Raw genomic sequence first — 24,181 nt, forward strand, 5'->3', positions numbered from 1 at the left:
AGCCGTCAGGACACTAATATACGGTTCCATTTTAATAATCACTATCCTTGTTTATTTATTAGCGGAACCCGCTGTTGCCGGATAAAAAAAAGCTTCCTGTTACGGAAGCCATTTGCAGGTATTTTGAAGAACGCTACTTATTTAAGCGGCAATTCCATTTGTATATTTGCGCGTTCATAAGGTGTAGGCCGGCCAGCTACTTTTTTAAAGCCCAGCTTCTCATACAGACTGATAGCAGGTTTTAATATGGTATTGCTTTCCAGGTAAACATTTCGTGCGCCCAGGGCCGTTGCTTTCTTTATAATAGCCTGTCCCAGTAACCAGCCTATGCTTTTTCCCTGAGCTTTGGGAGATACCGCCATCTTAGCCAGTTCGTAATCGTAGTCCGGATCATCCATCTTGATGAGTGCGCAAACCCCAACTGGTTCATCGTTGTAGAGCGCCACGAAAATATGGCCGCCTTTTTTCAGGATGTATCCTTCCGGGTTATCCAGCGATTTATAGTCCGTTTCTTCCATCTTAAACCAGGTAGAAATCCATTCTTCGTTTAATGCCTTGAAAGCGGATTTATATTTAGGGGTGTAATCCACGATCTGCACGTTTCCCGCCTCCCGCTTCTTTCGTTGTTCTCTGACCCTGTCTAACAGTGACTGCTGCTGCAGGAGGTATTCCCATTCCTGTATTGCTTTCCACAGATCATGGGAAGCCTGTGCAGAAATGGCTTCTACGGCATTGCCCACATCAATGAGTTGCTCTTTGAGGTTTGCATTGATATCGGTTCCTTTTTTTGTGAGGCTCACCATGTTTCTCCGGCCATCTGTCTTATCCTTTTTTTCCGCTACCAGTCCTTTCTTTCGCATTTCCGTGATGATCTTGCTCACGGAAGGATGCGAGTGTCCTATTTCCTGGGCGATGGCCGTGATCGTTTTCTCTCCTCCTTCTGATAATACATAAAATACGGGAAACCATTTGGGTTGCAGCGGCGTGTCGTACAGCTTAAAGATCTGTGCGGCATCTTCAGTGATGGTTTCTGTCAACATACGCAGTCTGCTGCCAAGCGCTGCCTTTCCGGTTTTATTAAAGAATTCCATATTGTAGTTAATTACGTAATCAGTTACGAAAATATAGGAATAATTTTAAAACGCAACGTTTTTTGTGTGGCCGTGGGTGAAATGTAGGCGGCTTATGGGGCTGCACAGTGGTTGCGGCATCAGGACTTACTTCCCGGCTCCGGGGTTACGGAACGACACCTGCGTCATTTTATGCCGGTTGCGGAAAAAATGAGACAGGTGACTTTCATCAGCAAAACCAAATTCTTCGGAGATCTGCTTTAGTGTGAGTTGTCCTCATAAAAATACAATTATATACCATAAATTTACAAGCGCCTCTTCCCTCCTTTCCCCGACCTTTGTATGCCGCCACACAGGTGGTCAATATAAAAACGATAAAATTACATCCAATGGAATACAGACAATTAGGTGCATCAGGGCTACAGGTACCGGTGCTTAGCTTTGGTACCGCCACTTTCGGCGGAGGCAATGATTTTTTTAAAGCCTGGGGCAGCACACAGGCAGACGAGGCCACACGACTGGTGAATCTTTGCCTGGATGCAGGCGTTAACCTGTTCGACACCGCCGATATTTATTCTGATGGTCTTTCAGAAGAGATCCTGGGCAAAGCCATTTCGGGCAAAAGAGATCAGCTGCTGATTTCTACCAAGGCTACTTTTACATTCGGAAAGACACCCAACAACCAGGGATCTTCCCGTTTCCATTTGCTTCGGCAGATAGAAGGAAGCCTGAAACGTCTCGGAACAGACTATATCGATATTTACCATATGCACGGCTTCGATGGTGTTACACCGGTGGAAGAAACCATGCGTGTACTGGATGACCTGGTGCAAAGTGGTAAGGTACGTTACATTGCCGCCTCCAACTTTTCCGGCTGGCACCTGATGAAATCGGAGGCCATTGCCGAAAAATATGGCTGGAACCGTTATGTAGCGCACCAGGTATATTATTCGCTGGCCAACCGGGAATATGAATGGGAGTTGATGCCATTGGGTATTGATCAGGGAGTAGGCGCTATCGTTTGGTCGCCGCTGGCTGCAGGCCGGCTGGGTGGCAAATATCGCCGCAACAGCCCTATTCCGCGGCAGGGTCGTGTAGCCCAGGGCGGCAGTCCCGTACCGGAAGCGGTGGTGAAAGAAGAAGTGTTCTATAATATTATTGACACGCTGGATGAAATAGCTGCAGAAACGGGTAAAACAGTGGCGCAGATATCACTGAACTGGCTGCTACAACGCCCTACCGTATCCAGTATCATCATTGGAGCCCGCAATGAAGAACAGCTCATTCAAAACCTGGGCGCCACCGGCTGGAACCTGACAACAGAACAGGTAAAGAAACTGGATGCCGCCAGTGAAGTGCCCACTATCTATCCTTACTGGCATCAGCGGCAGAATCTTACATTGAATCCTCCTCCGGCATTTTACTAATGCCATTATTTTCTTACCCGGGCCGGACCCGGGTAAGAAATATATTTCCTGTATATCTTATTTAAAACAAATCAGCTGGTAGGTACCAGGGGTAATGCCTTCGGCACTCCTGAACAGCCGGATAAAGTAATTGGTGTCGTTAAACCCGCATTGCATACTTACCTGGCTGACCGTATTGTTCCTGTCGGCCAACAGCTGCTTGGCCAGCTTTAGTCTTTCCCTGTTAATATATTGCAATGGAGTAATGCCGAATTGTTCCTTGAACCATTTAAAAAAGATGTTCCGGCTCAGGTAAGCCTTTCGGCAAAGGGCATCTATGGGGATGTTTTCCGTTAAGTGTTCATGAATATAGTGCAGCACAAAATGGAAACGGGTATTATTACTGTTAGTGTTCCTTTCTTCCGCTACCAGTTGCAGGTGCTGACTTTGCAGAATGCGGATCAGCAGCTCTTTCATGTTGAGATCAGCATAAATATCCCTGCCACGATCAGGACTTTGACAAATGCGGATCAGTTTATTGATCAGGTCAGTTACGTCTGCATCGTTGTTGAAATGGTATTTATTAAACTGCAGGCGCCAGTCATTCTTCTCCGTAGGCTCGCTGTTATAATACTCATTAAGATACACCAGGGTATTGCGGATAAAGTTTTCGTCTACCGACAGGGCAATACATTGGGTAGGATTATCTGCTGCTGCTTCCGGAAAATCGATGATCATCGTTTCGTTGGCAGGTACAATTACAGATTCCCCCGGTTGGTATTCAAAGGCCGGCTGTTGAGACAGATGCATGATCTTTTTGCCCTGCACCATACTGGTGATTACAAAATCCCCAAAGGTCAGTGGTACCCGGTAAGCTTGCTGGTAACTCTCAAAGACATTGAATTCGCAATTGTTTGAATTGAAGACGCGCCGATTCTCTACCAGACGTTGCAGGTATTTGGGATGTGTAAGGTCTATCTGCTGCACATAATGTTTTACCGGCATAGCGGAAGTTTTTACCTATAACAATTTACCACAATTTAACTAATCATCGAAAAACAGGTACAAATGTGCTATAGAAAAATACAATATTTAACAACCGGACGCAGATTGTTTAGCATATTTAGGTTTCGGAGACGGAAACCATCATAGTGTATTAACATCCACCTGGATCCATCAAACTGTTTACAATGAGCGGAGGCGGTATCGTGATAGAGTACCGCCTCTTTTATTTGGGCTCCTGCCTGACGGCAGTACTTATTATTCTTACTCACGGAACCCGTACCAGCTTGGTTTCCCATATCTGGTAATTCGGAGTACCCGGATTTAAAGAGTAAGGGCTTAAGACAAGCGTATCTTTTAAAAAAACATAACTGTTGGTATAAGAGGAACCGAAAATGATCAGATCATAGGCGGGAGCATCAAGTTCCGGTTTGGCGTCGACACGCGTTAATTTAAAATTCCCCTCTTCATCTGCGATACCCGGAAGATGTCTAAAATAGGTATAATCTGATTTAAACATCGTTCGGGCCCCTTCCCCGGGAGCATAAACGCGGTAACCATTTACGCCACGCTCTGCTACTATTTCCCATGTACCTGTGAACCGCTTAAGAGGGTCGGCGTCTTTATCCTTTTTTTTACAGCTAACAAAAACTACCGCTAACAAAAGAAAGGAGGCTGCTACATAAAAATGTTTCATAGATCGGATGATTTAGATTTTGGGAGATACCTGTTTAACGACACCTCCTTCAAAAAAGTTACAACCGGGCAAAGAACGCAGGTAGTCTATATCCGCCAGGAAACGCTTGTCTGGCCGCCTGGAATCAACTTATCTTGTCAAATAATTTCCGGGGCCGTCCGGTTTTCTTCCGGAACTGACTTAAATTAGTGTGTAAGAAATCAAACCACAAACCAAGCATTATGAAAAAATTACTCCTCCTTACCTTTCTGTTACCCTTACTGGCGGTAGCACAGGATAAAGGGATCCATTTTGAACACGGCAGCACCTGGGCCGCTGTACAAGCCAAAGCCAAGGCCGAGAACAAATACATTTTCATGGACTGTTTCACCACCTGGTGTGGCCCCTGCAAGTTTATGTCTGCCAACATTTTCCCACAGGAAAAAGTAGGCAACTTTATGAATGATAAATATATCAGCGTAAAAGTACAGATGGACCAGACAGAAAAAGATAATGAAGACGTAAAAAACTGGTATGCATCTGCCAAAGAAATTGAAAAAAATTACAGCATCCGCGCCTACCCTACCTTCCTGGTATTTGCGCCCGATGGTCATATCGTAGACCGTCAGGTGGGTGGTGCCGAAGCAGATCAGTTTATTGAAAGATGTGCCGCATCCCTGAACCCTGCCACGCAGTATTACACACAGCTGGATAAATTCAAAAAAGGACAGAAAGATACTGCGTTCTTACGCAAACTGGCCTACCTCGCACTGGACAAATATGACCAGGAAAATGCAGCAGACATCTCCAAACTGTACCTGAGCCAGCAGAAAGATCTTTACACACCGGTAAACTTGCAGTTCATCGGCAAGTTCACCCAAAGCAGCAAGGACGTGGGTTTTGATATGTTCCTCCACCATGCCGACAAAGTAAATAAAGTACTCGGCGCCGGTAAAGCTGAAGACAAAGTGATGGAAATTGTAGCTAAAGAAGAAGTATATCCTCAGCTGATGAAGAAAGACCAGAGCGCTCCTGACTGGGCCGGACTGGAAAAAAATATTACCGCCAAATACCCTGGCATAGCAGAAGAACTGCTCCTGAAAACCAAGGTACAGTATTACAGCTATATCAAAGATGCCAACAATGCAGTGGCTAACATCGTAGCCTATATGAAAAAATATGGCCACAAAGCAGATCCACAGGCACTGAATGAATACGCATGGACCATCTTTGAAAAATGTAATGACATGCAGTGCATAGAACAGGCACTGGAATGGAGCAAACGCTCTTTCAAAGGCACTGAAATCCCCGCTTTCATGGACACGTATGCTAACCTGCTGTACAAATCCGGCAAAAAAGACGATGCCATCGCATGGGAAGAAAAAGCCCTGAACAAAGCGGATGGCGATGAGAAAAAGAATTATGAAACTACCCTCGAGAAAATGAAGAAGGGTGAAAAATACTGGGAATAGCAGCGCTGCCTCCCAAAAAGAACCGGTTCATGGAAAGCTTTTCAGCGATTCATGAACCGTTTTTTATTTCATGACTAATTTATACGTAAACGCAATTTCCGGGACAGACAGGTCCCAGGTTTTTATTTCCTGCTCCACCAGCGCACCATGCTTTTTACGGATATCTCTTAAAGCATTCCCTACCGACTTACGGAGATATTCACTTTCCTTTGATTTCAATTTACTGATCAGCTCAATCGCCTTTTCCGGATGATCCTTAAAGTAAGGCCGGCTGGTCCAGATGCGTAAACCTTCCACTACCGCTCTATTGAGCAGAGGATGGTGATCACTCCCCCAGCGTTTGATTTCCGGCAACGCTTTTTCATACCCAATAATTTTGCAGTAATGATCAATGGCTTTGGCCAGCATCTCCTGCACCCGCCAGTTTTCATCTTTGGCTACTTTGGTTTTAAGTAACTGTAATGCTTTCTCATCTTCTGGCGACAACAGCCCCAGGAGATAAACGCCCAGCATCCGCTCCTGGTAACTATCGCCACCAATCAATGCCGCAGCTGTTTTCAGATGATCCTGACTGGCATCTTTTATTATTTCATCACCAGCTTCTGCGATATGTTTAAAGCCGTGTTCTATTTTTTTCAAAGCGGCGATAACAGATGATAGCATATGTGGAACAATTTCATACTAAATATAATTATTCCGGGTGGTAAGTGCTCTGATGATTTGTGAATAGAAATTCCCAAAATCAGCATAGACCCATAGTCGCAAAAATCAAGCAGTTGCCCTATATACTGCAATAGGATTGCAATAAGAATATCGATATTACCGCTCTATGTAATCCCTCAGTATGAAGCTATTGCCGCTTTTGATGACCATTGTTTTAGGCTCGCTTTGTGCCCGGTCGCAAACCCCTACCCGGTACAATATAAGGGGAAGAATTCTCGATGAAGCCAGCCGAAGTCCACTGGCCGACGCTACGATCAATTTGCTGTATGCAAAAGATTCCACGAGCGCACATTTTACTTCTTTTTCAATAAATAATGGCTCCTTTGCCATCGCAGGAATTCCTCAGGGGCATTACATTGTTTTTATCACTTATTTGGGCTACCAACCTTTGTTGAAAACATTACCCGGTAACTTCAAAGAGGAAAGCCCTGACTTAGGTGATATCCGATTAATCCGCACCGGCGTTAATCTGTCTCAGGTGGAGGTGATCGAAAGCCGCTCACCGGTTTCCATGAAAGTGGATACCATGGAATACAACGCCAGCTATTACAAAACAAAGGAGACTTCTACCATGGAAGTGCTCTTAAAAAAGATCCCTGGTATTGAAATCACTCCCGACGGTAACATTAAAATTAATGGAAAGCCGGTTAAAACCATCATGATCGACGGGCATCCCTATTTCGGAAACAATACCAGGTTAGCGGTAGAAAATCTGTTGGCCGGAATGGCGGAAAAAATTCAGCTGATTGACCGAAAGCCAGAGCTAGATGGTCAGAATACAGGTGGCAACCAGGAAACAGAGAAAGCCATCAACATCACTATCAAGAAAGATCATTTGAACAGTATAAATGGTTTCCTGTCTGCAGGATATGGCAGTTCGGATAAATTTACCGGTAAAACCAGTATAAACTACTTTACCAAAGACAGACAGCTCACCTTCCTTGCAGGTGGCAACAACATGAATGGATTTATGGACAATATGGCCAGCGCTAACGGTAATGGCCTGACCAGGAGTTTAAACACAGGAATAAATTATAACCAGACTCTCAGTAAGAAAATCAATATAAGCGGGAGCTATTACATAGATAACACTCGCACAGAGGTATTAACCGGATCGCTCCGACAGAACTTTCTAAAGGATTCAAGTTTTTATTATCGCCAGAACTCCGATAACCTGGATAACAATACAGCCCATTCCCTTGATCTTACATTTAACTATAAAATAGATTCATTAAGTACCCTGACCATCCTGAACCGGCTGAATTATAGAGAAAAATCCAATGACTTTCAAAACGACTATTCATCTTTTGTTAATCCGGATTTTCTCATCAACAAGGGTACCACACACAACTCCTCCAAAGAGAATACCCGCTCTTATGTTACCAACTGGACCTACAACCGGACATTTAAACAGCCTGGTCGCAGACTGGTTGCCGGATTCAACTTAGGGCATGGTAACAACCGCTCAGATGCCTACAACGCCTCTAACACCAAATATCAGCTGAGCGATGGACAGCAAAGCGGGGATAGTCTTAAACAGTTCAATACCCAAAAGGGAGATAATAAGGTGTTTCAGGCAACACTTAACTATACACAGCCCATCATCAGAGACTGGTTCATAGATCTCTCTTATATCTATACCAACGTATCGAATTATTTAGATAAGCAGGTATATGGTTTTAATTATCCGAAGTTGGTGTACGATAAATTTGACGATTCCCTGAGTGGTAAGTTTACCAACATTTCCAGGACCCGTTTCGGCGGGTTAATGCTCCGGTACAAAGGATCAAAACTTGAGTATGCTGCTGGAATTAATATGGTTAACAATACACTGATTAACCAAAACATGGATCATCCGGATAATCCTGAGATCAGCTTGTTTAAAATTTTCCCAAATGTATTTGTTAACTATGATTTCGACAGGAATAACAAACTCAATGCCACCTACAACAGTAATGTACAGTCACCTGGAATTGAGCAGTTGCGGCCTATCCCGGACAATAGTAACCCATTGTACATTACCATAGGTAACCCTGACCTTAAAGCTACCCGAACCGACAATTATACCCTTGGGTTTAGATCGGTGGCGCCTAAAACGTCCAGAACATTGTATGCATTTGGGGTATTGTCGTTCGAGTACAACAAAATTGTGAGTACAACCAATATAGATTCGTTAGGAAGGCAGGTAAGTAAATCCGTTAATGTAAATGGGGCTTATAATGCAAGCCTCTATATCATGAATACTTTTCCTCTAAAAAATTTAAGAACTTCTATTAATAGCAGTACCTCATTCAATTTMAACAAAGATTTTGCGAGCACCAATGGTAACCTTGGTCAGGTAAACAAAAGCAGCATCAGTCAAAGCCTGAGCTTTTCCTATACACATAAGGAGTTGTTTGATCTTATGCTCTCTGCACAAGCTGTTTATAATAAAGCACACTACTTTTTGCAAGAAACCGCGAACACTGCCTATTTCGATTATTTATTCTCTATGGATGGCAACATTAATCTGCCACTTGGATTTACTATTGGAACCAATTTCAATTATATCCTGAATACCGGGCGCGCCCCAGGCTACAATGCCGACCAACTGCTGCTGAACGCTATGATTTCAAAATCCGTATTGCCTCAATCGCGGGGCCAGTTGAAACTGCAGGTATTTGATCTCCTGGATCGCAATATTTCCTATGTACGTAATACTACACCCGGTTATATCGAGGATGTACAAGCCAATCCCATAAAACGCTTTGTTATGCTGGGTTTTACTTATTACTTCAAGCCAAACGTGGCTAATGGGAGTAAATGATCTTTCAGGCGTAGCTCAAACATAAAACAGCTCCTATTTTTTCAACTAAGTTCCTGATGATCTGATCTCTGGTGGAAGGCATTATATCCATATATAAAAGATGGATCACTCTTTCCCACCTGTAATAAGCTGTAGGATCCTGGTTCATGTCTGCCCCCACTGTGATACCATCTGCAAACCGGATGGTAGGCTGATCCAGGAACAATACTACCTCAAATGGCCCATTCCAGTTTTCTAAAAAACGGAATAGGGCGCCACTTTTCAGATAGTCCGTAATCAGATGCCGATGCTCTTTGAATTTGAAAAGATTTCTGATGAAAAGAATTTCAATGAGTGCAGGTGGGACTTTGAAGTTAACTGCTTCCTCAATACAAATGTCTTTAAACTCGATGACGGTTTGGTTTTGGTCCATACATATTCTTTAACAATTATGAAATTGGCACCTTTAAACTATCGTTCTGATTTAGCCTCAATGTAAAATGATCTCTTCGGAATTTTGTTGGTATTTTAGATTAGTTACTGCACTAAGATTGTCGAGGAATATTTTAATATCTTCTTTTTTATTCACCCCTCCGGTGAACCTCAGATCCCTGAGAGAAGAATTCTCTACAGTGATATGAACACCATACCATCTTTCCAGCACTTCTTTGATCTCTGCCAGTCCTGAATTCTGAAAGAAATAGCGTCCTTCTTTCCATGCAAGTTCCCGGTTCGGGCTTACATTTTGTAAAAGGATATCTTTATTATCACTGGTGATCGCAGTTGCTCCTGCTTTCATGAGCAGTTGCTTTTTAGCTGTTGCAATACGCACGGAACCGCTTACGAGGGATACCCTGGTATGACCGGGATCGTAAGTGTTAACATTAAACTCCGTTCCTAAAACCTGTATATCTCCATTTTTAGTATGCACAACAAATGTCCGGTCAGCATCTTTGGCGACTTTAATATATGCTTCCCCGTTAATCCAGATTTCTCTTTTACTATGAGAGAAGGCCATAGGCAGGGATACTGTTGTGTTGGAATTGATTTGCACAACAGATCCGTCTTCAAGTTTCAGATTGAAATTCTTTCCTGCCGGTACAATAAGCTGGTTGATCCCGTTTATCCCAGCAGGTGCTTTCATGCTGAATAGCCCCTCTTGCTGTTCAAATTGAATTCCGTAATGTTCAAAATTCCCCTGATCTTCATTCAAACTGATCTTTCTTCCATCCGAAAGTACCAGGTAAACGTTTCGTGCTCCTTTAATGGTTGTCTTATTAATGGCTAACTTGGGTGTAGGAATTGTAAAGTAACTTCCCTGATATATTAATAATATTACTGCCACTACAGCTGCAGTGGATACTAATGCCACAATCCCCCTTTTGGGAAGCCTAAATAGGAACGATGGCCGGACATGCTGATTCTTCGTTTCCTGCTCAACAATATTTAAAGGTTTCCATAAATTTTCATCTTCAAACCTTTTGAAATGGTTGGCTTTATCATTTTCTGAATAATATTTACAGAACTCTACCCATCTGGCCTTTAACACTGGATCTTCCTCAATGATTTCATTGAGGGTACTTAGCTCCGTTTCCGTTAGGGAATTCAATAGCTTTAGAGCGAAATAGATTTCTATTTCATCTTCATTAAGTTTACTCCTCATAATCTTAAAACACGATTTCCTGATTAATCTTTATTCCTTTGTATAATTTTTTAGTTTTATTCTAAGAAATTTTACGGCATTACTGAGATGAACGCCTACTGTATTGGTACTGATTGATCTGGATATAGCAATTTCCTTAAATGTCATATCTTCAAGGTACCGCATTTCAAAAATTCTCTTAGAAGCCGGGGAGGTAATACTGGCAATGGCATGAGTCAAAAGCTGACTTAATTCGCTTTGCTCCAGTTTGCTTTCAGGCATTTGAATAGCATCTATTGGGAGATCCGTTTCTCTTTTCTTTTTGACCCGCTGATCCCTGAGATAATTGAATGAGCGGGTTCGAACGATTGTAAAGAGATAGGAAATAGTCTGTCGGTCTTTAATGATTTGTTCCCTCTTGTTCCATAGACTTATAAAGGCGTCATGCACCAGGTCAAAACAAACCTGTTCATCATCAACAAATCGCAAGGCGTAAATCAATAATGGTTTTCGGTAACGTTCATATATTATTCTGAAGGCGGATTCATCGCCTTCTTTAATTGCATTCAGCAAGTGACAATCGTCCTTGTAATTCTCTAGCATGGAGAGCTCATCCTGTTTAAAGAGGTGTGGGCGCCAAGGGGAACCCAAACATCGGTTTGGTTTATTAGTGAGTATCAGTGAGAAAAAGTATCAATATTGCGTGATCTCAATTACGCCATACCGGTTTTGCCGTAATTCACTGTTTTCCTATCCAGCCTATTCCCCAATAGACATAGAAAAATAAAGAGTGTCCTGTAATTTCAACCGAATTGTCAAGTTAGTTATGAGCGATAAAATTCTTACAAGTTTACTAACGAGGTAAAACTAAAAAAGGTTTTTGTAAGTCTTCTTTTTCTTTGGTTAACGAATTGTTAAGCCAATAAACAACCTCATTGTATTTACTGGTACAGGGCAGGATTATTTTATTTTCCTATTATAAAATATCAGCGAGCAAAAAAATTAACTATTAAACAGCAATATTTTAAGGTTTGCATTCATTTGTAATCATTGCTGACTGCTATCCCAAAAAATGTTTAAGGTGAGATTTTATTTATAGAAGTAGTCAGAAATTTTCTTTTCGAAAAACGAAGATTTGACTAAATGAATTTTAAAAAATAGTGTTTCTATAACCAAGAGATTTGTCCAAAATAGCTTTTTTCCCCAAATAAGCTAAATTCAAACCAACAGGATTGTCATGTATTGAGGGCTAAAATTMGCAAGTGTCTCCATCACACAATGCTTATTTTATGACCAGTTCTACATACCGAAGAATTATTACAGGAATGTTATGCTTTTTTATGGTGAACACAACTTTTGCCATTCAAAAGCCGGTGAATGCACTATTCCAGAATACCTTTGTTTCTCTTAGTTTTATTAATGCGGCACTCTCTGACATCTTAAACAGCATCCAAAATCAAACAGGGCTTACTTTTTTTTACAGTAACAATGTGCTGAATACCAACGAACGACAGACCATTAAAGTTAAAAACGTTCCTGTAGATCAGGCGTTGACGATGCTCCTGGATAATAAGAAGTTTGCCTGGGAGATCGATAACGGACGAAAATCTATTCGCATTATCGGCCGCGGATCCACGACAACAAACCGGACTCCGTTCAATTCAGATTCTGCTGCTAATGGGAATCTAAAAGGACGGATTACAGATAAAACTGGTACCCCTCTAATAGGTGCCACAATACGAGTTAAAGGCACCAATATAGGAGCCGTGTCTGATGCGAATGGCAGATTCAATATCTCCGGTATTCCAGATAATGCAACCCTCCAAATTTCTTTCACAGGCTATCAGCACCGGGACTTTTTGCTAAATGGTCAGCGTGAAATACTGATTCAATTACTAGCCGCCTTAAATGATTTATCCGAAGTAGAGGTGGTATCTACAGGTTATCAAAAATTGCCCAAGGAACGCGCTACCGGCTCTTTTGCCTATGTAAATAATCAACTATTAAATAGAAGTGTAAGTACTGATATCCTGAGTAGATTGGATGGGGTAACAAGTGGGCTTATTTTTAATAAAATAAATAATAGAATTGGAGGGCTATCCAGCAAGGGAGGAGATCCAAGTATCAGTATTCGCGGGCGGAGTACCCTGTTTGCCAATACAGAACCATTAATCGTTCTAGACAATTTCCCCTATGAAGGAGACCTTTCTAATATTAATCCAAACGATATTGAGTCTGTTACTGTTCTGAAGGATGCAGCTGCGGCCTCCATTTGGGGGGTTCGGGCTGCCAACGGCGTTATTGTCTTAACCTCAAAAAAAGGCAAAAATAATGAGAAAACAAAAATTGCGTTTAATACAAATATTACTGTCTTTGATAAGCCAGATATTTATTCGATTCCCCAGATGAGTTCAAAAGATTTTATAGAATTGGAGACGTTCTTCTTTAACAAAGGGAAGTATAATTCGCAGTTGAACTATTCAGCTTTCAACGTCCAAACTCCTGTCGTAGATATTTTAGATAAAGAAAAAAAAGGAATACTGACGCATAGTGATGCTGCCAAACAATTAAATACGTTGAGTCAAATTGATGGAAGAGCAGACTATTCAAAATATTTCTTGCGTAAAGCCATTAATCAACAATATTCATTATCTCTAAGAGGTGGAAGTGAAAACGATCAATACTATGTTTCGGGCGGTTTTGACAAAAATTTAGCAAGCCAGATCCCTAACACCTATAATAGATTTACCATTAATGCAAAGAATACTTATCAATTACTGAAAAATAAATTGGAATTTACGGGTGACTTTCTTTTTACAAAAAGTAAAACAGAAACGAATCCCAACAATTACTTGGCCACTTATCCATACGCAAAATTAGTTGACGATAATGGGAAAGCGCTTCCGGTAGTACAGAATTGGCGTCAGGCCAGTAAGGACGCTTTAAGTAATGTGGGTTTGTTAGACTGGAATTATTATCCTTATAATGAACGTTTCGATAAAGGCAACAAAACGGAATTGACTGACTATAGAATTGACCTTGGCCTAAACTACAAAATATATGAAAATATCCTTATCCTATCGCTGAATTACCTTTATCAACAGGGAAATACTAATCAATCTGTTTCAAATAATAAAAATTCCTATAATACCAGGTTATTAATCAATCAATTTGCACAGATTGACCCTAACGGCAATATTACTTATCCAATACCAATAGGCGATATTTTAGGTACAACAAACACCAATTACAAAAATAGCGTTGGAAGAATCCAGCTGAATTATAACCAGGTATTTGCAGGGAAACATCAGGTGACTGCCCTCGGTGGTATAGAAGTCAAAGACAATAATGGGTTTAGCATGACCAACCTGATTTACGGTTATAATCCTGACAATGGAACAAATGTACCGGTTGACTATTTCACGGACTTTATGCCTCAGATTGGAAGAAGTTCGCTTCGCATACCTAATGTATACGGGCAAAATGGATCTACGGATAGATTTATTTCCTATTATGCGAATGCAGCATACACCTATAATCAGAAGTATACGCTTTCTGCGAGCGGACGACGAGATGAATCAAATTTATTTGGCGTGGATGCAAATCAGAAGGGAGTTCCCTTGTATTCACTAGGCCTTTCCTGGGATTTGAGTAAAGAAGGATTTTATCGGTTGGCATTCTTACCGTATCTGAGAATTAGATTCACTGATGGGTATAATGGAAATTTGAGCAAAAATCTTTCAGCTTACACCACCGCTAAAACAGACGATGTAAACATATTCAACGCTCCACAGCAGGTGATAATAAATCCTCCTAATCCACAACTGAGTTGGGAGAAGGTACATGTTTTAAATGTAGGTGTTGATTTCGCTACTAAAAACAATATTATCTCTGGAAGCATTGAACTCTATTCTAAAAAGGGGTTGAATTTAATTGGGAATAGCCCTGTTGCCGCTCAAACTGGCGTTAATCAGTTCACTGGAAATACGGCTGATATGCTCACCAAAGGAATGGATGTTAGCCTTAATAGCACTAATTTAAAAGGAACGCTAGGATGGACAACAAATTTTCTTTTCAACACGGTCAAAGACAAGATAACAGCTTATAAGCTCCAAACTGGGATAAACGACTATTATGTTAACCAGAACTACTCCAATCCACTTGTTGGAAAACCCTATGCTGCAATTTTGGCTTATCCGTCGGCTGGTTTGGATAATACCGGTGATCCACAGGGTTTTCTTGATGGTAAAATCAGCGAAGACTACGCAGCAATAATAAATTCTACCAACCTTAACAATCTCAAACTAATTGGCACCAGCACTCCCACAATTTTCGGCAGTTTAAGAAATAACTTTACTTATAAAAGTATGGACCTATCATTCAATATCACCTATAAACTTGGCTATTATTTCCGCAGAGGATCTTATTTATCTGGTTATGCTACATTTCGACAAGCGGACTACGAAAAGCGATGGCAAAAACCCGGAGATGAAATATTAACCGTTGTTCCAGCACTAAAGTATCCTGTAAACGCCCAGAGAGATGCCTTTTTCAAAGGCTCAGAAGTGTTAGTAGAAAAGGGGGATCACATAAGACTGCAAGATATCCAACTAGGTTATACTTTCCGGCTTAGGGATAACACAGGAATTTTTTCTACGTTGCGTCTTTATGCCTATGCCAATAATCTGGGGATCATTTGGAGAGCCAATAAACTAGGCTTAGATCCAGACTACACTGGAAATGGTTCTTACTCGATTCCTAATCCCAGAAGTTATGCAATGGGCGTAAATCTTAATCTTTAAATTTAAAATCCAGTCGCAATGATAAAGCCGAGTCTTTTTTTCATAGCATTGCTCCTTCTAACGTTTATCAGCTGTACGAAAAGTACGTTTTTGGAGAAGAAGCCTAATACCACAATCGTCATCCCGAACTCACTTGATGACATGACACAATTATTAGACAATCAAAATATTACGCTCTTTAATTCGCCTGCAATAGGCTTTTTGTCCGCTGATGAATATTACTATCCGACACAGGAAAGTTTTGATGCTGCATATACAATGACTGAAAAAAACTGTTATTTGTGGAATAAAGATATCTATGCTGGAGAAAAGAATATTTCTGATTGGAATGCACCCTACAAGGCAATATTTTACACTAATGTGGTATTGGAAGCATGGAATAAATTGAGCATTGAAAACAAGGAAAGCGAAAAAGGAAAATTCGTAAAGGCATGGGCATTATTTGATCGGAGTTATAACTACTTTAACCTCGTTCAAATATTCTCCTTACCTTACGATCAAAATACAGGAGGAAAGGATTTAGGCGTTCCCCTAAAATTAAGTGCCGACATTAATGACATACAGCAACGGGCAACAGTTCAGGAAACCTATGATAGAATTCTATCCGACTTAACTACCGCTATAAACCTATTTGAAATCCCGATCTCCAGCAATAACATAAACAGACCTTCCAAATCTGCTGGGTATGCGTTACTCGCAAGGGTTTATTTTTATATGAGAAAGTATGACAAGGCTATGCAGGCAACAGATAGTTCTTTAGCGATTTATAACAACTTAATTGACTATAATACAATAGACCCAAATGCCGATGAACCCTTTGGAAATCACAACGGTGAAGTTCTCTATAAATCAATGGCAAATCTCGATTATACCTCGATAGCGGTTAATCCCGGATACGCTATCATCGATACATCCCTTATAAACCTATATGAAGAAAATGATCTTCGCAAGTACATTTTTTTCCATGTCGATAATACAAATTACTTTATGAAAAGTGGTTACAATGGAACAACAGGATTTCCTCTTGTAGGTTTAGCCACTGATGAGCTGTATTTGATCAAAGCTGAATGTCAGGCCAGATCTATGGATTTAAATGGTAGTCTAGAAACTTTAAATAAGCTGCTGGTGAATCGTTACAAAACTGGCGCGTACAGTCCAATTGGGGTTAGATCCCAGGCAGAGCTACTAAAAACTATAATCAACGAGCGTAGAAAGGAGTTAGTGTGGAGGGGACTTAGGTGGCAGGACATTAAGCGATTAAATAAAGAAGGATATAACATTGTATTAAAAAGAGTATTGGAAGGAACAGTATATACTTTGGCTCCAAATGACCCGAGGTATGTTATGCCAATTCCCGATGATGAAATTGCATTGAGCCACATTCAGCAAAACACAAGATAATATTTAAGATTAATTATATAATAGTATTCGTGAAAGATAGTTGGAGATAAAGGATCCATACCCAATGATCCTACATCGATACTATCCAAACACGGTAAAGGGACAAACTCAGTAAATAATAGATAATCTGGTTTAAAGAAGACTTCATGAAATTAAACATACTTTTTGTATTAATACTATCGCCCCTTTTTTTAAAGGCAAACACAAAACTGACAAAAGACATTGTCATAAACATAAGAAATTTTGATTCAAACTTTATTGGGCAACCTATAAAAGTCGAATATTTTAAGGAATATTCAACATATGGAAACTGGCCTATAACAAAGAATTACGATGTTGTCGCGAGCGACATTGATTCACCACTAAAGCTTAGTTTTTCAAACGGTAGCGGATATATAAGGTTTACCTTACCGGATACTTATGGAAAACCATTTAATGGAAACACAATTTATGTTGAAAATGGTGACGACGTTCAAATGAACATAAAGAATGGTCAAGTTCGGTTTGACGGTGCTCAATCTGCAGGATATAATTGCCAGATCGAAATGTACAACATTCCTTTTACCACCCGTAATTATGGACACCGAGGGAAAATAGACTCTAGCTATCTTACTATTTTTATGGACGATTATAGTACATTCGAAAAAAAACGGCTTGATGTTTTAAGTCGATACAAATCGACCTTGAGTAAAAATAAATTTGATATCATTCTCACAAATATAGAATACGAAACAGAACTGAGTTGTATCAATATGATTAAAGCTGCTATAGACATTTCCGAAAGTAACAATGAAAAAGACTGTTGTTATCGGTTTTTAAAAAGATATATATTGAAAAAAAAGGACGGTATATCACAGGACGCGCTGTTGAGTTCCAATTCATATTTTGATTATTTATTATTGAGAGAAGTTTCGATACTCGATTTGTGCATACATAAGAACGGCAACATAAATAAATTCAAGAGCCTCTTTGAAAATATTACAAGGAATTATCAAGGTACGATTAAAGATAGATTAATTACAAGTACCATTCTGGGATATATTTCATTCAGAGACAGCACGGACTATTTTAGAAAAAAGGCGTTAAATATTGTCAAAGACTCTTTCTGCATCTCAGTGCTTAAATTAAACGAAAAGACCTTCTCAATTGGTATGCCTGCCTTCGACTTTGAATTGATGGATACTTCAGGCAGATATGTTAAACTTAGGGACTATAGGGGGAAAATTGTAATTTTGGATTTTTTTTTTAATGGCTGTCACGGATGTGTAAAACTAGCAAAAGGTATGGAAGAAGTAATATCCAGATTTAAGAATAATCCAAATCTAGCTTTTATCTCCATAAGTATCGATAAAAAGATGGAAGTATTTAAAGAAGCCGTTAGAAGTGGAAAATACACGRATAAAAATAGTGTGAATTTATACACTAATGGACTAGGAGAAAACCATGAATTAATTGAACATTATTCAATTCAGGGATATCCTTATTTAATGATAATTGACACCTCTGGTAAAATAGTAGATAGCAATCCACCTTATCCTTCTTTTGGAGAAGGATTTACTGAAAAATTTATTGACGTCATTGACAATGAATTGGTAAAACTAATGAATAGAAGATCTTAAAGCTGCAGGAGAAGAAAAATTGTATTTCTCTAACCCCTAGCATCCTGAAAAAAGGTTCCATTTTGTCTAAAAAGACACATCCCATATTTTAAAAATTTTAAATAGCCTGGCGGGTAAAAAAATCAACCAGGCTATTTAAAATTAAAGTACCACATAAAGTCGATGGGATGCATTCTTTATATTTGCTCCATTAGCAGTAAGAGTATTCTTTGTTACAGGACCTGCTCCCAAATCAACTCCCACAGTGAATGCGCAAGTTAGAGTTGCAGCTTTTTTGCACTTACTAGCATCATATGTAGTAAAAACTAATTTATAATATTGATTATTTGCTATTTGCACATAAGTAAATACGGTACGTTTAGTTGTTGCATAGGCAGAAGCGAAACCAACAAACGCTGCAGCAGCCATGAAAAGAAATTTTATTTGTTTCATTTTTTTTGCATTTTTAGTAATTAAGAAAACAGAGTTTTACTTGCTGATAATAACATCTTGCTCTTCCTCATTTTATCAGATATCAGACACTATTATAAAGTAGTCTATCAAGTAATTAGCCTCATATAATATCATAGAAAATATAATCAAAAATTTCTTCTTTGTTAATACAATCGGAATCAATTGAACTGAACTTATGCTTACGATAACTTCATACCTTAGTAATAGTTACTATAAAGTATAAATACAGGTAAAGAAGAGAGAGTCCAGTCAAAAAAATCTAACCAACCAAGACTTAATTTAAATCCTCAATAAGTATTGATAAAAATATAAATGAATATAAAATTGAAAATCCTAGATATTTTGGTAAAAACTATATTGGTAGATGTTCAAAATATCACCTGCCGAGTTTGGCCCCACAGGTGATTGGCAATTACACCCCTTTATAAATTCTATGAAACGGGGTCTTGGGGTTCGCTCCATTAGCCGTAAGAAGAGTTTTAGATATAGGACCTGCTCCTAGACTAATTCCTGTAGTAAACGAGCAAGTGAAAACGGCAGCTCCTACACACTTAGCAGGATCATATAGACCGACCAATTTATAGTAACTACTGGCACTTCTCTGTACATAAGTAAATACCACACGTTGGGTTTTCGCGTAAGCAGAAGCTAAACCCAAAAAAGCGGAAGCAGCCATGAGAAAAAATTTTATGCTTTTCATTTCTTGTCCTTTTAATGATTTAAAAAACAGGGGAACCTGACAGTACAGCAACTAATTTCCAAAAATACTGCTAGAGAAATCTGTTACAAAAGTAATCCATCAAATAATTATAGCCCATATAATATCATGAAATGTAATCAGCAAAAAAATCCCCAATTAATTGAGTCAATTTTCTAGCTTAAAAATAATTTATGTTATTTAAGTTGTTATTATGACATATTAATAGAACTAAAGGTAGATAAGAACACAGTCAAAAAATATATGTGCAATAAAAATGTAGCTTTTACCTCAATAGATATTAATAAAAGTATAAATGAATATAGGATTGKATAATAATAAGCTATTAGGATAAAAATTACCACTGATAGATATACAAAATATGACCTGGTGGGTTTATCACCCACCAGATCATTGAAAATTAAATTCCGGTATACAGTCTATGAGATGGAGTCTTTGCGTTTGCTCCATTAGCTGTAAGAAGGGTTTTTGTTATAGGACCAGATCCCAGACTAAGTCCAACGGTAAATGAGCAAGTCAGGGCTGCAGCTGGTGAGCATTTAGAAGGATCATATAGATTAACTTTTTTGTAGTAGTTACCAGCGCTTCTCTGTACATAAGTAAATACAACACGCTTAGTTGTTGCATAAGCAGAAGCTAAACCAACAAAGGCTGYAGCAGCCATGAGAACGAATTTTACGCTTTTCATTTTTTTGTGTTTTAAATGATTAAAAAATAAAAATGGGAATCTTACTTGCAAGTAATATCGTCTAAGTGTTGCCACTTTATTTGTTTAATAAATACTACCATAGACCAACTCTCGCCCTAAACTATGAAGGCTCTAATGCGCAACATTTACTTGGCAAACGAGATGGTGAAAACTGGGCAGTCTTTATACCCCTGTATAAATTCGATACGGAGGGTGAGCAACCGCTCCATTAGCTTCCAGCGTTGCCTTTGTAACATTTAACCCCAGGTTGGTTCCGACTGTATAGCTACAAGGTTGGCCTGGAGTAGGAATAAGACATTTAGATGGGTCATAAGGTTGTGAAAGCAAGTTATATGTACCCAATGTTCCCAATCCATATGTATATGTGATGCGATTTAAAGTTGAACTTGCACCGAGCACTCCAACCAAAATTGAAATAAAAGACATTAATGATTTAATATGTTTCATAAAAAAATCCTATTATTTTCAATTATTGTTTCTCCATACAACTTCAATATCGTTTAAGATAAGGAACGGAAAATCGTTGTATTAGATAAACGACTTTAACAAAATTGCTATGCGAAATGGCATTTCTGCTGTACATCTAATTATTGATTGCACAAAGCATAGCCTATCCATTGGAAAACTTAACCTCAGAGCTTTGATTCTCCCTATTTGTAATGTGTCTATCTAAAAAAATCGCACTAATGCATATAATTATAAAAAACGAATTGAATACTAAGTGTTCTTGCCAGGTAAGCGATCCAATTACACCGCCACAACTACAAGGTATTCTTCCATAATAATTCAAGTTAACAAGTACCACATACCCCGTAAAGCAAAGTAATAGCCCTAATGTTGTGTATAACCCTATTCTTCGCCATTTAGGGACTGCTATTAAGGCAACCGCAATAATTTCCGAGAAAGGAACCCCAAAAATAAGTAAGTTTTGTAACCAGTGCACAAGGGGCTGTGCTTTCATCGCCAGCGCATTTTCCTCAAACTTAATCAACTTAATAGACGCAGTATATACAAATAATATTACCAGAGATGCGCTGAATAATTCTAATAGAATCTTTTTAGTTTTCATATTGATGATCGTTAATATTTTTTGTTTTAATAGGCTCAAAGTGGAGATACTCCAAATATTTAGTTATATCTTGCTCTAATTTTGACATGTTCATTCTGGTCATTGGATCAGGCTCCAAGCAATGGCGTATTATTTCAATTAATTGTGAAGAATCAGTAAACTGGTTCATTACTTCTGATAATTCCGAGTTGGATTCAGGAATGAATTTTGAGGGGTGTTCTCCTACAATAAAATATGCGAGCAACGCACCTAAACTATAAACATCGGTCTGTTCTGTTGGAGTATCCATATTCATTTGCTCCGGAGATACATATCCCAGTGTTCCCAATAAGAATGGTTCTCCTGGCTCGCTATTCACTAAATCGTAGGTCAACTCAAAGTCAATTATACTGACATTTCCGTCGTCACTAATTATAAAATTATGATCCTGAATATCTCTATGCACAAATCCAAATGAATGAATCTTTCTTACTATACCCACAATTTTAAGGTAATACTTTAGTAATTCAATTTGTTTTGATACAGAAAGGTTATCCCATTTGCTATCATCTTTTACCCGAGCTATTTTTTCTGGCAATAGTGTTCCTTCCAGATACTCAATAACCAAATAGCAATTTTGATCTGATTCAAAATAGTCAATGAACCTAGCTGTTGGTATATGTGGATCCAATTTCGACAATACCTTGACTTGCCAAAGAAACCGATCCTTAATATCCCTACCATTAAAATCTTCGAATACACCATGTTTTCCTTCTTTGACTACTACTGATGTTAATTTCATCCCCTTTAAAGTATGAGCCCGAAAAATGTCACCTTTGGGACCGGGACGTAGTACTTTGTCTTTCAAATAAAACCAACCATACATCTTTCTACTGTTCTTGGATTTATATCGTCTTCCTATACTAAAAGGAATGAATTTCTTTAGAGGTATTTCAAAATTTATCTGTAGCCCTTCTATCGATTCATCCTGTTTTTCTACAATAGAAACCCAATGTCCATAAATATTCTTGTCAATCCGAAGAGCGTATGAAACCTCCGGACCAAGATAATCCTGTAACAACGGAGAGAGGTTATCTACTAAATTCTTTGCCTGGGTAATGGATTTCGTATAAAGCGTTAAGTATTTTCCAACATCAATGGCGTCATACGCCCCAGCATTTAAGCGATATCCATACTCATCATTCTTGATCAATCGAAATGACACTTCACTATCTTTGATAATGGGCATAATCCTTTTCAGGATATTTGCCACCTCCGATATTTTCACGGTTATATACAACACCCAATTGTTCTCGAGAAATGGAGTACCATGTATTAACCATCCATCTTCTTCCTCCTCTCCGTTTCCTCCTTCAACATAACTTATTCCCAGCCTATCCAACAGAGACGAATATGTTCGGTAAACTATTTCCTTTTTTGCTTCCATTTATTAGTCGTTGTAATTTATAGAATGGTAGAAATTAAAAAGAATAAGAATGCCCTCTATACATGGACGGTATTGCTTTAGTTCTTTTCAGCTGCTCTTCAGAAACAATACGACCAATGTCTTTAGCAGCCTCATAACTCATTGGGTGTTGTCCCCCAAAATAGAATTTACCAGTGTAATGCTCATCTACCTTAAAATAGGCGTTAAGACCTTGCTGATAAACATATAAAAAGGATACAGGCAGATCTGTGGTGTCTTTAATGTCAGGCTTAGACCATGTCAACATAAGGATAAGAATGAATTTCACGGACTTTAATTTAAATATGGAATATGTTTACTTACCTTGATTTTGAGCTGCAAGCTTTGTCTGATGTCGTTGTAAGCAACCCTCCAACTGCAAGAAATATTCATTGGTGTAGATCTGTCGTCCCTACTCAAACTGCCTCCTGGCAGGCAATATCCCTTCACCACGATATGAACAGCACTGTTGCTTTCCATCTCGCTAGATGTATGTACATGCCTGTATAGACGTGTTAGAAGTAAGTAATTTGTATTATTTCATGGCAATAATTGTATATGACCACGAGTTCTCGGGACGCATTTCTAGCATATCAAACTTCTGAATAGTTGATTCAATTAGAGATCTCATTCAAGGATTCCTTCGTGCATTACATTTTTCAATTAACAGGAAAACACCTCCTGTAACGATTAACGCTAATTCCAATGTCAGACTTCCAGGTAAATGCTCACCTTATATCATCGATATTAAAGGCCTGGTAAGAGACACTTTAGGGGATCCGTCTTTCTATTCCTTCGGGTGAAATATTTGCGTAAATAGAATCGCTTGTTTGCTATCTGCATAAGAGCTCAAATACATTGAGACGATTACGAGAAAGGGAATAACCAATTGATACTAATTCATGAAATGATAATAAATAAGGGTTTACAGTCTTAATGGTCTTTCAAGTTTATTCAGGGTATATGTAACTTTTCGATTATTCTGAGATTCGTTGCTGTTGGCATATCCTTATGACTGTAAAACTAAAGAAGGATACTGCAATAAATTGTCAGTTAATAAAAAATTGTGATTTTTTTTTTCTGCTGTTCTACTGCATTTAAATTCAGTAAACTCATTATTCCTGTTTTCCTCTCACCAGATGGAATCGTCCGTTTCAATACAAATTTCGAGCAGGCGCTTATTCTGGAAT

General features: G+C 39.1%; 19 protein-coding genes. 6 read left to right on the top strand and 13 right to left on the bottom strand.

All coding sequences use genetic code 11. From position 1 onward, the window contains the following. Positions 1-137: 137 nt before the first annotated feature. Positions 138-1,091, bottom strand: a complete 954-nt coding sequence (locus tag AC1DCV_RS06565) for a bifunctional helix-turn-helix transcriptional regulator/GNAT family N-acetyltransferase (RefSeq protein WP_477022435.1) — start codon at positions 1,089-1,091, stop codon at positions 138-140. Between the two features lie 368 nt (positions 1,092-1,459). Between AC1DCV_RS06565 and AC1DCV_RS06570 the strand changes: the two genes are divergently transcribed. Next, positions 1,460-2,497, top strand: a complete 1,038-nt coding sequence (locus AC1DCV_RS06570; protein WP_477022436.1) for an aldo/keto reductase — start codon at positions 1,460-1,462, stop codon at positions 2,495-2,497. 57 nt (positions 2,498-2,554) lie between these two features. Here AC1DCV_RS06570 and AC1DCV_RS06575 read toward each other — a convergent pair whose 3' ends face one another. Both AC1DCV_RS06575 and AC1DCV_RS06580 read right to left on the bottom strand, forming a co-directional pair. Then, positions 2,555-3,481: an AraC family transcriptional regulator gene (locus AC1DCV_RS06575; protein WP_477022437.1), complete on the bottom strand. Its 927-nt coding sequence runs from the start codon at positions 3,479-3,481 to the stop codon at positions 2,555-2,557. A 265-nt stretch (positions 3,482-3,746) separates the two neighbouring features. Then, positions 3,747-4,175 (bottom strand): hypothetical protein, encoded by a 429-nt coding sequence (locus AC1DCV_RS06580; protein WP_477022438.1) that lies wholly within the window; start codon positions 4,173-4,175, stop codon positions 3,747-3,749. 221 nt (positions 4,176-4,396) lie between these two features. Between AC1DCV_RS06580 and AC1DCV_RS06585 the strand changes: the two genes are divergently transcribed. Then, the gene (locus AC1DCV_RS06585) at positions 4,397-5,626 is read left to right on the top strand and encodes a thioredoxin family protein (protein ID WP_477022439.1); all 1,230 of its coding nucleotides are present in this window, start codon (positions 4,397-4,399) and stop codon (positions 5,624-5,626) included. Positions 5,627-5,689: 63 nt separating this feature from the next. Here the strand turns inward: AC1DCV_RS06585 and AC1DCV_RS06590 are convergent, their stop codons facing one another. Then, complete coding sequence (locus AC1DCV_RS06590) at positions 5,690-6,289, bottom strand: DNA alkylation repair protein (protein ID WP_477022440.1); 600 nt, start codon at positions 6,287-6,289, stop codon at positions 5,690-5,692. A gap of 181 nt (positions 6,290-6,470) precedes the next feature. On the opposite strand from AC1DCV_RS06590, the gene AC1DCV_RS06595 reads away from it, so the two are divergent. After that, positions 6,471-9,155 (top strand): TonB-dependent receptor domain-containing protein, encoded by a 2,685-nt coding sequence (locus AC1DCV_RS06595; RefSeq protein ID WP_477022441.1) that lies wholly within the window; start codon positions 6,471-6,473, stop codon positions 9,153-9,155. 4 nt (positions 9,156-9,159) lie between these two features. Here AC1DCV_RS06595 and AC1DCV_RS06600 read toward each other — a convergent pair whose 3' ends face one another. Genes AC1DCV_RS06600 through AC1DCV_RS06610 form a run of 3 tightly spaced genes read right to left on the bottom strand, consistent with a single transcriptional unit; the run spans position 9,160 to position 11,379 of the window. After that, complete coding sequence (locus tag AC1DCV_RS06600; RefSeq protein WP_477022442.1) at positions 9,160-9,567, bottom strand: hypothetical protein; 408 nt, start codon at positions 9,565-9,567, stop codon at positions 9,160-9,162. A 57-nt stretch (positions 9,568-9,624) separates the two neighbouring features. Further along, a complete protein-coding gene (locus tag AC1DCV_RS06605) occupies positions 9,625-10,797 on the bottom strand; it encodes a FecR family protein (protein WP_477022443.1) in 1,173 nt (390 codons plus the stop codon). Positions 10,798-10,827: 30 nt separating this feature from the next. Next, positions 10,828-11,379 carry an RNA polymerase sigma-70 factor gene (locus AC1DCV_RS06610; protein ID WP_477022444.1) on the bottom strand — a complete coding sequence of 184 codons (552 nt, stop codon included), beginning with the start codon at positions 11,377-11,379 and terminating at the stop codon, positions 10,828-10,830. 686 nt (positions 11,380-12,065) lie between these two features. Here AC1DCV_RS06610 and AC1DCV_RS06615 point away from each other — a divergent pair. The 3 genes from AC1DCV_RS06615 to AC1DCV_RS06625 all read left to right on the top strand — a co-directional run bounded on the left by AC1DCV_RS06615 (position 12,066) and on the right by AC1DCV_RS06625 (position 18,598). Then, positions 12,066-15,578, top strand: a complete 3,513-nt coding sequence (locus AC1DCV_RS06615) for a SusC/RagA family TonB-linked outer membrane protein (protein WP_477022445.1) — start codon at positions 12,066-12,068, stop codon at positions 15,576-15,578. Positions 15,579-15,668: 90 nt separating this feature from the next. Next, positions 15,669-16,979, top strand: a complete 1,311-nt coding sequence (locus tag AC1DCV_RS06620; RefSeq protein ID WP_477022446.1) for a RagB/SusD family nutrient uptake outer membrane protein — start codon at positions 15,669-15,671, stop codon at positions 16,977-16,979. Between the two features lie 146 nt (positions 16,980-17,125). After that, positions 17,126-18,598: a peroxiredoxin family protein gene (locus AC1DCV_RS06625; protein WP_477022447.1), complete on the top strand. Its 1,473-nt coding sequence runs from the start codon at positions 17,126-17,128 to the stop codon at positions 18,596-18,598. 141 nt (positions 18,599-18,739) lie between these two features. Here the strand turns inward: AC1DCV_RS06625 and AC1DCV_RS06630 are convergent, their stop codons facing one another. From AC1DCV_RS06630 to AC1DCV_RS06655, 6 genes are all read right to left on the bottom strand, one after another. Then, positions 18,740-19,030, bottom strand: a complete 291-nt coding sequence (locus AC1DCV_RS06630; RefSeq protein WP_477022448.1) for a hypothetical protein — start codon at positions 19,028-19,030, stop codon at positions 18,740-18,742. Between the two features lie 1,139 nt (positions 19,031-20,169). Further along, the gene (locus tag AC1DCV_RS06635; RefSeq protein WP_477022449.1) at positions 20,170-20,457 is read right to left on the bottom strand and encodes a hypothetical protein; all 288 of its coding nucleotides are present in this window, start codon (positions 20,455-20,457) and stop codon (positions 20,170-20,172) included. A gap of 183 nt (positions 20,458-20,640) precedes the next feature. Continuing rightward, positions 20,641-20,925 (bottom strand): hypothetical protein, encoded by a 285-nt coding sequence (locus tag AC1DCV_RS06640; RefSeq protein WP_477022450.1) that lies wholly within the window; start codon positions 20,923-20,925, stop codon positions 20,641-20,643. A gap of 163 nt (positions 20,926-21,088) precedes the next feature. Continuing rightward, positions 21,089-21,547, bottom strand: a complete 459-nt coding sequence (locus tag AC1DCV_RS06645; RefSeq protein ID WP_477022451.1) for a MauE/DoxX family redox-associated membrane protein — start codon at positions 21,545-21,547, stop codon at positions 21,089-21,091. Beyond that, the gene (locus tag AC1DCV_RS06650) at positions 21,537-22,973 is read right to left on the bottom strand and encodes a serine/threonine protein kinase (protein ID WP_477022452.1); all 1,437 of its coding nucleotides are present in this window, start codon (positions 22,971-22,973) and stop codon (positions 21,537-21,539) included. The genes AC1DCV_RS06645 and AC1DCV_RS06650 overlap by 11 nt, the downstream gene beginning before the upstream one ends. 34 nt (positions 22,974-23,007) lie before the next feature. After that, entirely contained in the window at positions 23,008-23,280 is a 273-nt protein-coding gene (locus AC1DCV_RS06655) for a hypothetical protein (protein ID WP_477022453.1), read from the bottom strand. Between the last annotated feature and the right edge of the window lie 901 nt (positions 23,281-24,181).

The sequence above is a fragment of the Chitinophaga sp. 10T418 genome, from assembly GCF_056394125.1.

What these genes read in the sequence shown, in the direction of transcription:
- AC1DCV_RS06615 (WP_477022445.1), top strand. Translation starts at nt 12,066, where the DNA reads ATGACCAGTTCTACATACCGAAGAATTATTACAGGAATGTTATGCTTT.
- AC1DCV_RS06565 (WP_477022435.1), bottom strand. Translation starts at nt 1,091, where the DNA reads ATGGAATTCTTTAATAAAACCGGAAAGGCAGCGCTTGGCAGCAGACTG.
- AC1DCV_RS06630 (WP_477022448.1), bottom strand. Translation starts at nt 19,030, where the DNA reads ATGAAACAAATAAAATTTCTTTTCATGGCTGCTGCAGCGTTTGTTGGT.
- AC1DCV_RS06600 (WP_477022442.1), bottom strand. Translation starts at nt 9,567, where the DNA reads ATGGACCAAAACCAAACCGTCATCGAGTTTAAAGACATTTGTATTGAG.
- AC1DCV_RS06605 (WP_477022443.1), bottom strand. Translation starts at nt 10,797, where the DNA reads ATGAGGAGTAAACTTAATGAAGATGAAATAGAAATCTATTTCGCTCTA.
- AC1DCV_RS06590 (WP_477022440.1), bottom strand. Translation starts at nt 6,289, where the DNA reads ATGCTATCATCTGTTATCGCCGCTTTGAAAAAAATAGAACACGGCTTT.
- AC1DCV_RS06585 (WP_477022439.1), top strand. Translation starts at nt 4,397, where the DNA reads ATGAAAAAATTACTCCTCCTTACCTTTCTGTTACCCTTACTGGCGGTA.
- AC1DCV_RS06640 (WP_477022450.1), bottom strand. Translation starts at nt 20,925, where the DNA reads ATGAAACATATTAAATCATTAATGTCTTTTATTTCAATTTTGGTTGGA.
- AC1DCV_RS06650 (WP_477022452.1), bottom strand. Translation starts at nt 22,973, where the DNA reads ATGGAAGCAAAAAAGGAAATAGTTTACCGAACATATTCGTCTCTGTTG.
- AC1DCV_RS06570 (WP_477022436.1), top strand. Translation starts at nt 1,460, where the DNA reads ATGGAATACAGACAATTAGGTGCATCAGGGCTACAGGTACCGGTGCTT.
- AC1DCV_RS06610 (WP_477022444.1), bottom strand. Translation starts at nt 11,379, where the DNA reads ATGCTAGAGAATTACAAGGACGATTGTCACTTGCTGAATGCAATTAAA.
- AC1DCV_RS06580 (WP_477022438.1), bottom strand. Translation starts at nt 4,175, where the DNA reads ATGAAACATTTTTATGTAGCAGCCTCCTTTCTTTTGTTAGCGGTAGTT.
- AC1DCV_RS06645 (WP_477022451.1), bottom strand. Translation starts at nt 21,547, where the DNA reads ATGAAAACTAAAAAGATTCTATTAGAATTATTCAGCGCATCTCTGGTA.
- AC1DCV_RS06575 (WP_477022437.1), bottom strand. Translation starts at nt 3,481, where the DNA reads ATGCCGGTAAAACATTATGTGCAGCAGATAGACCTTACACATCCCAAA.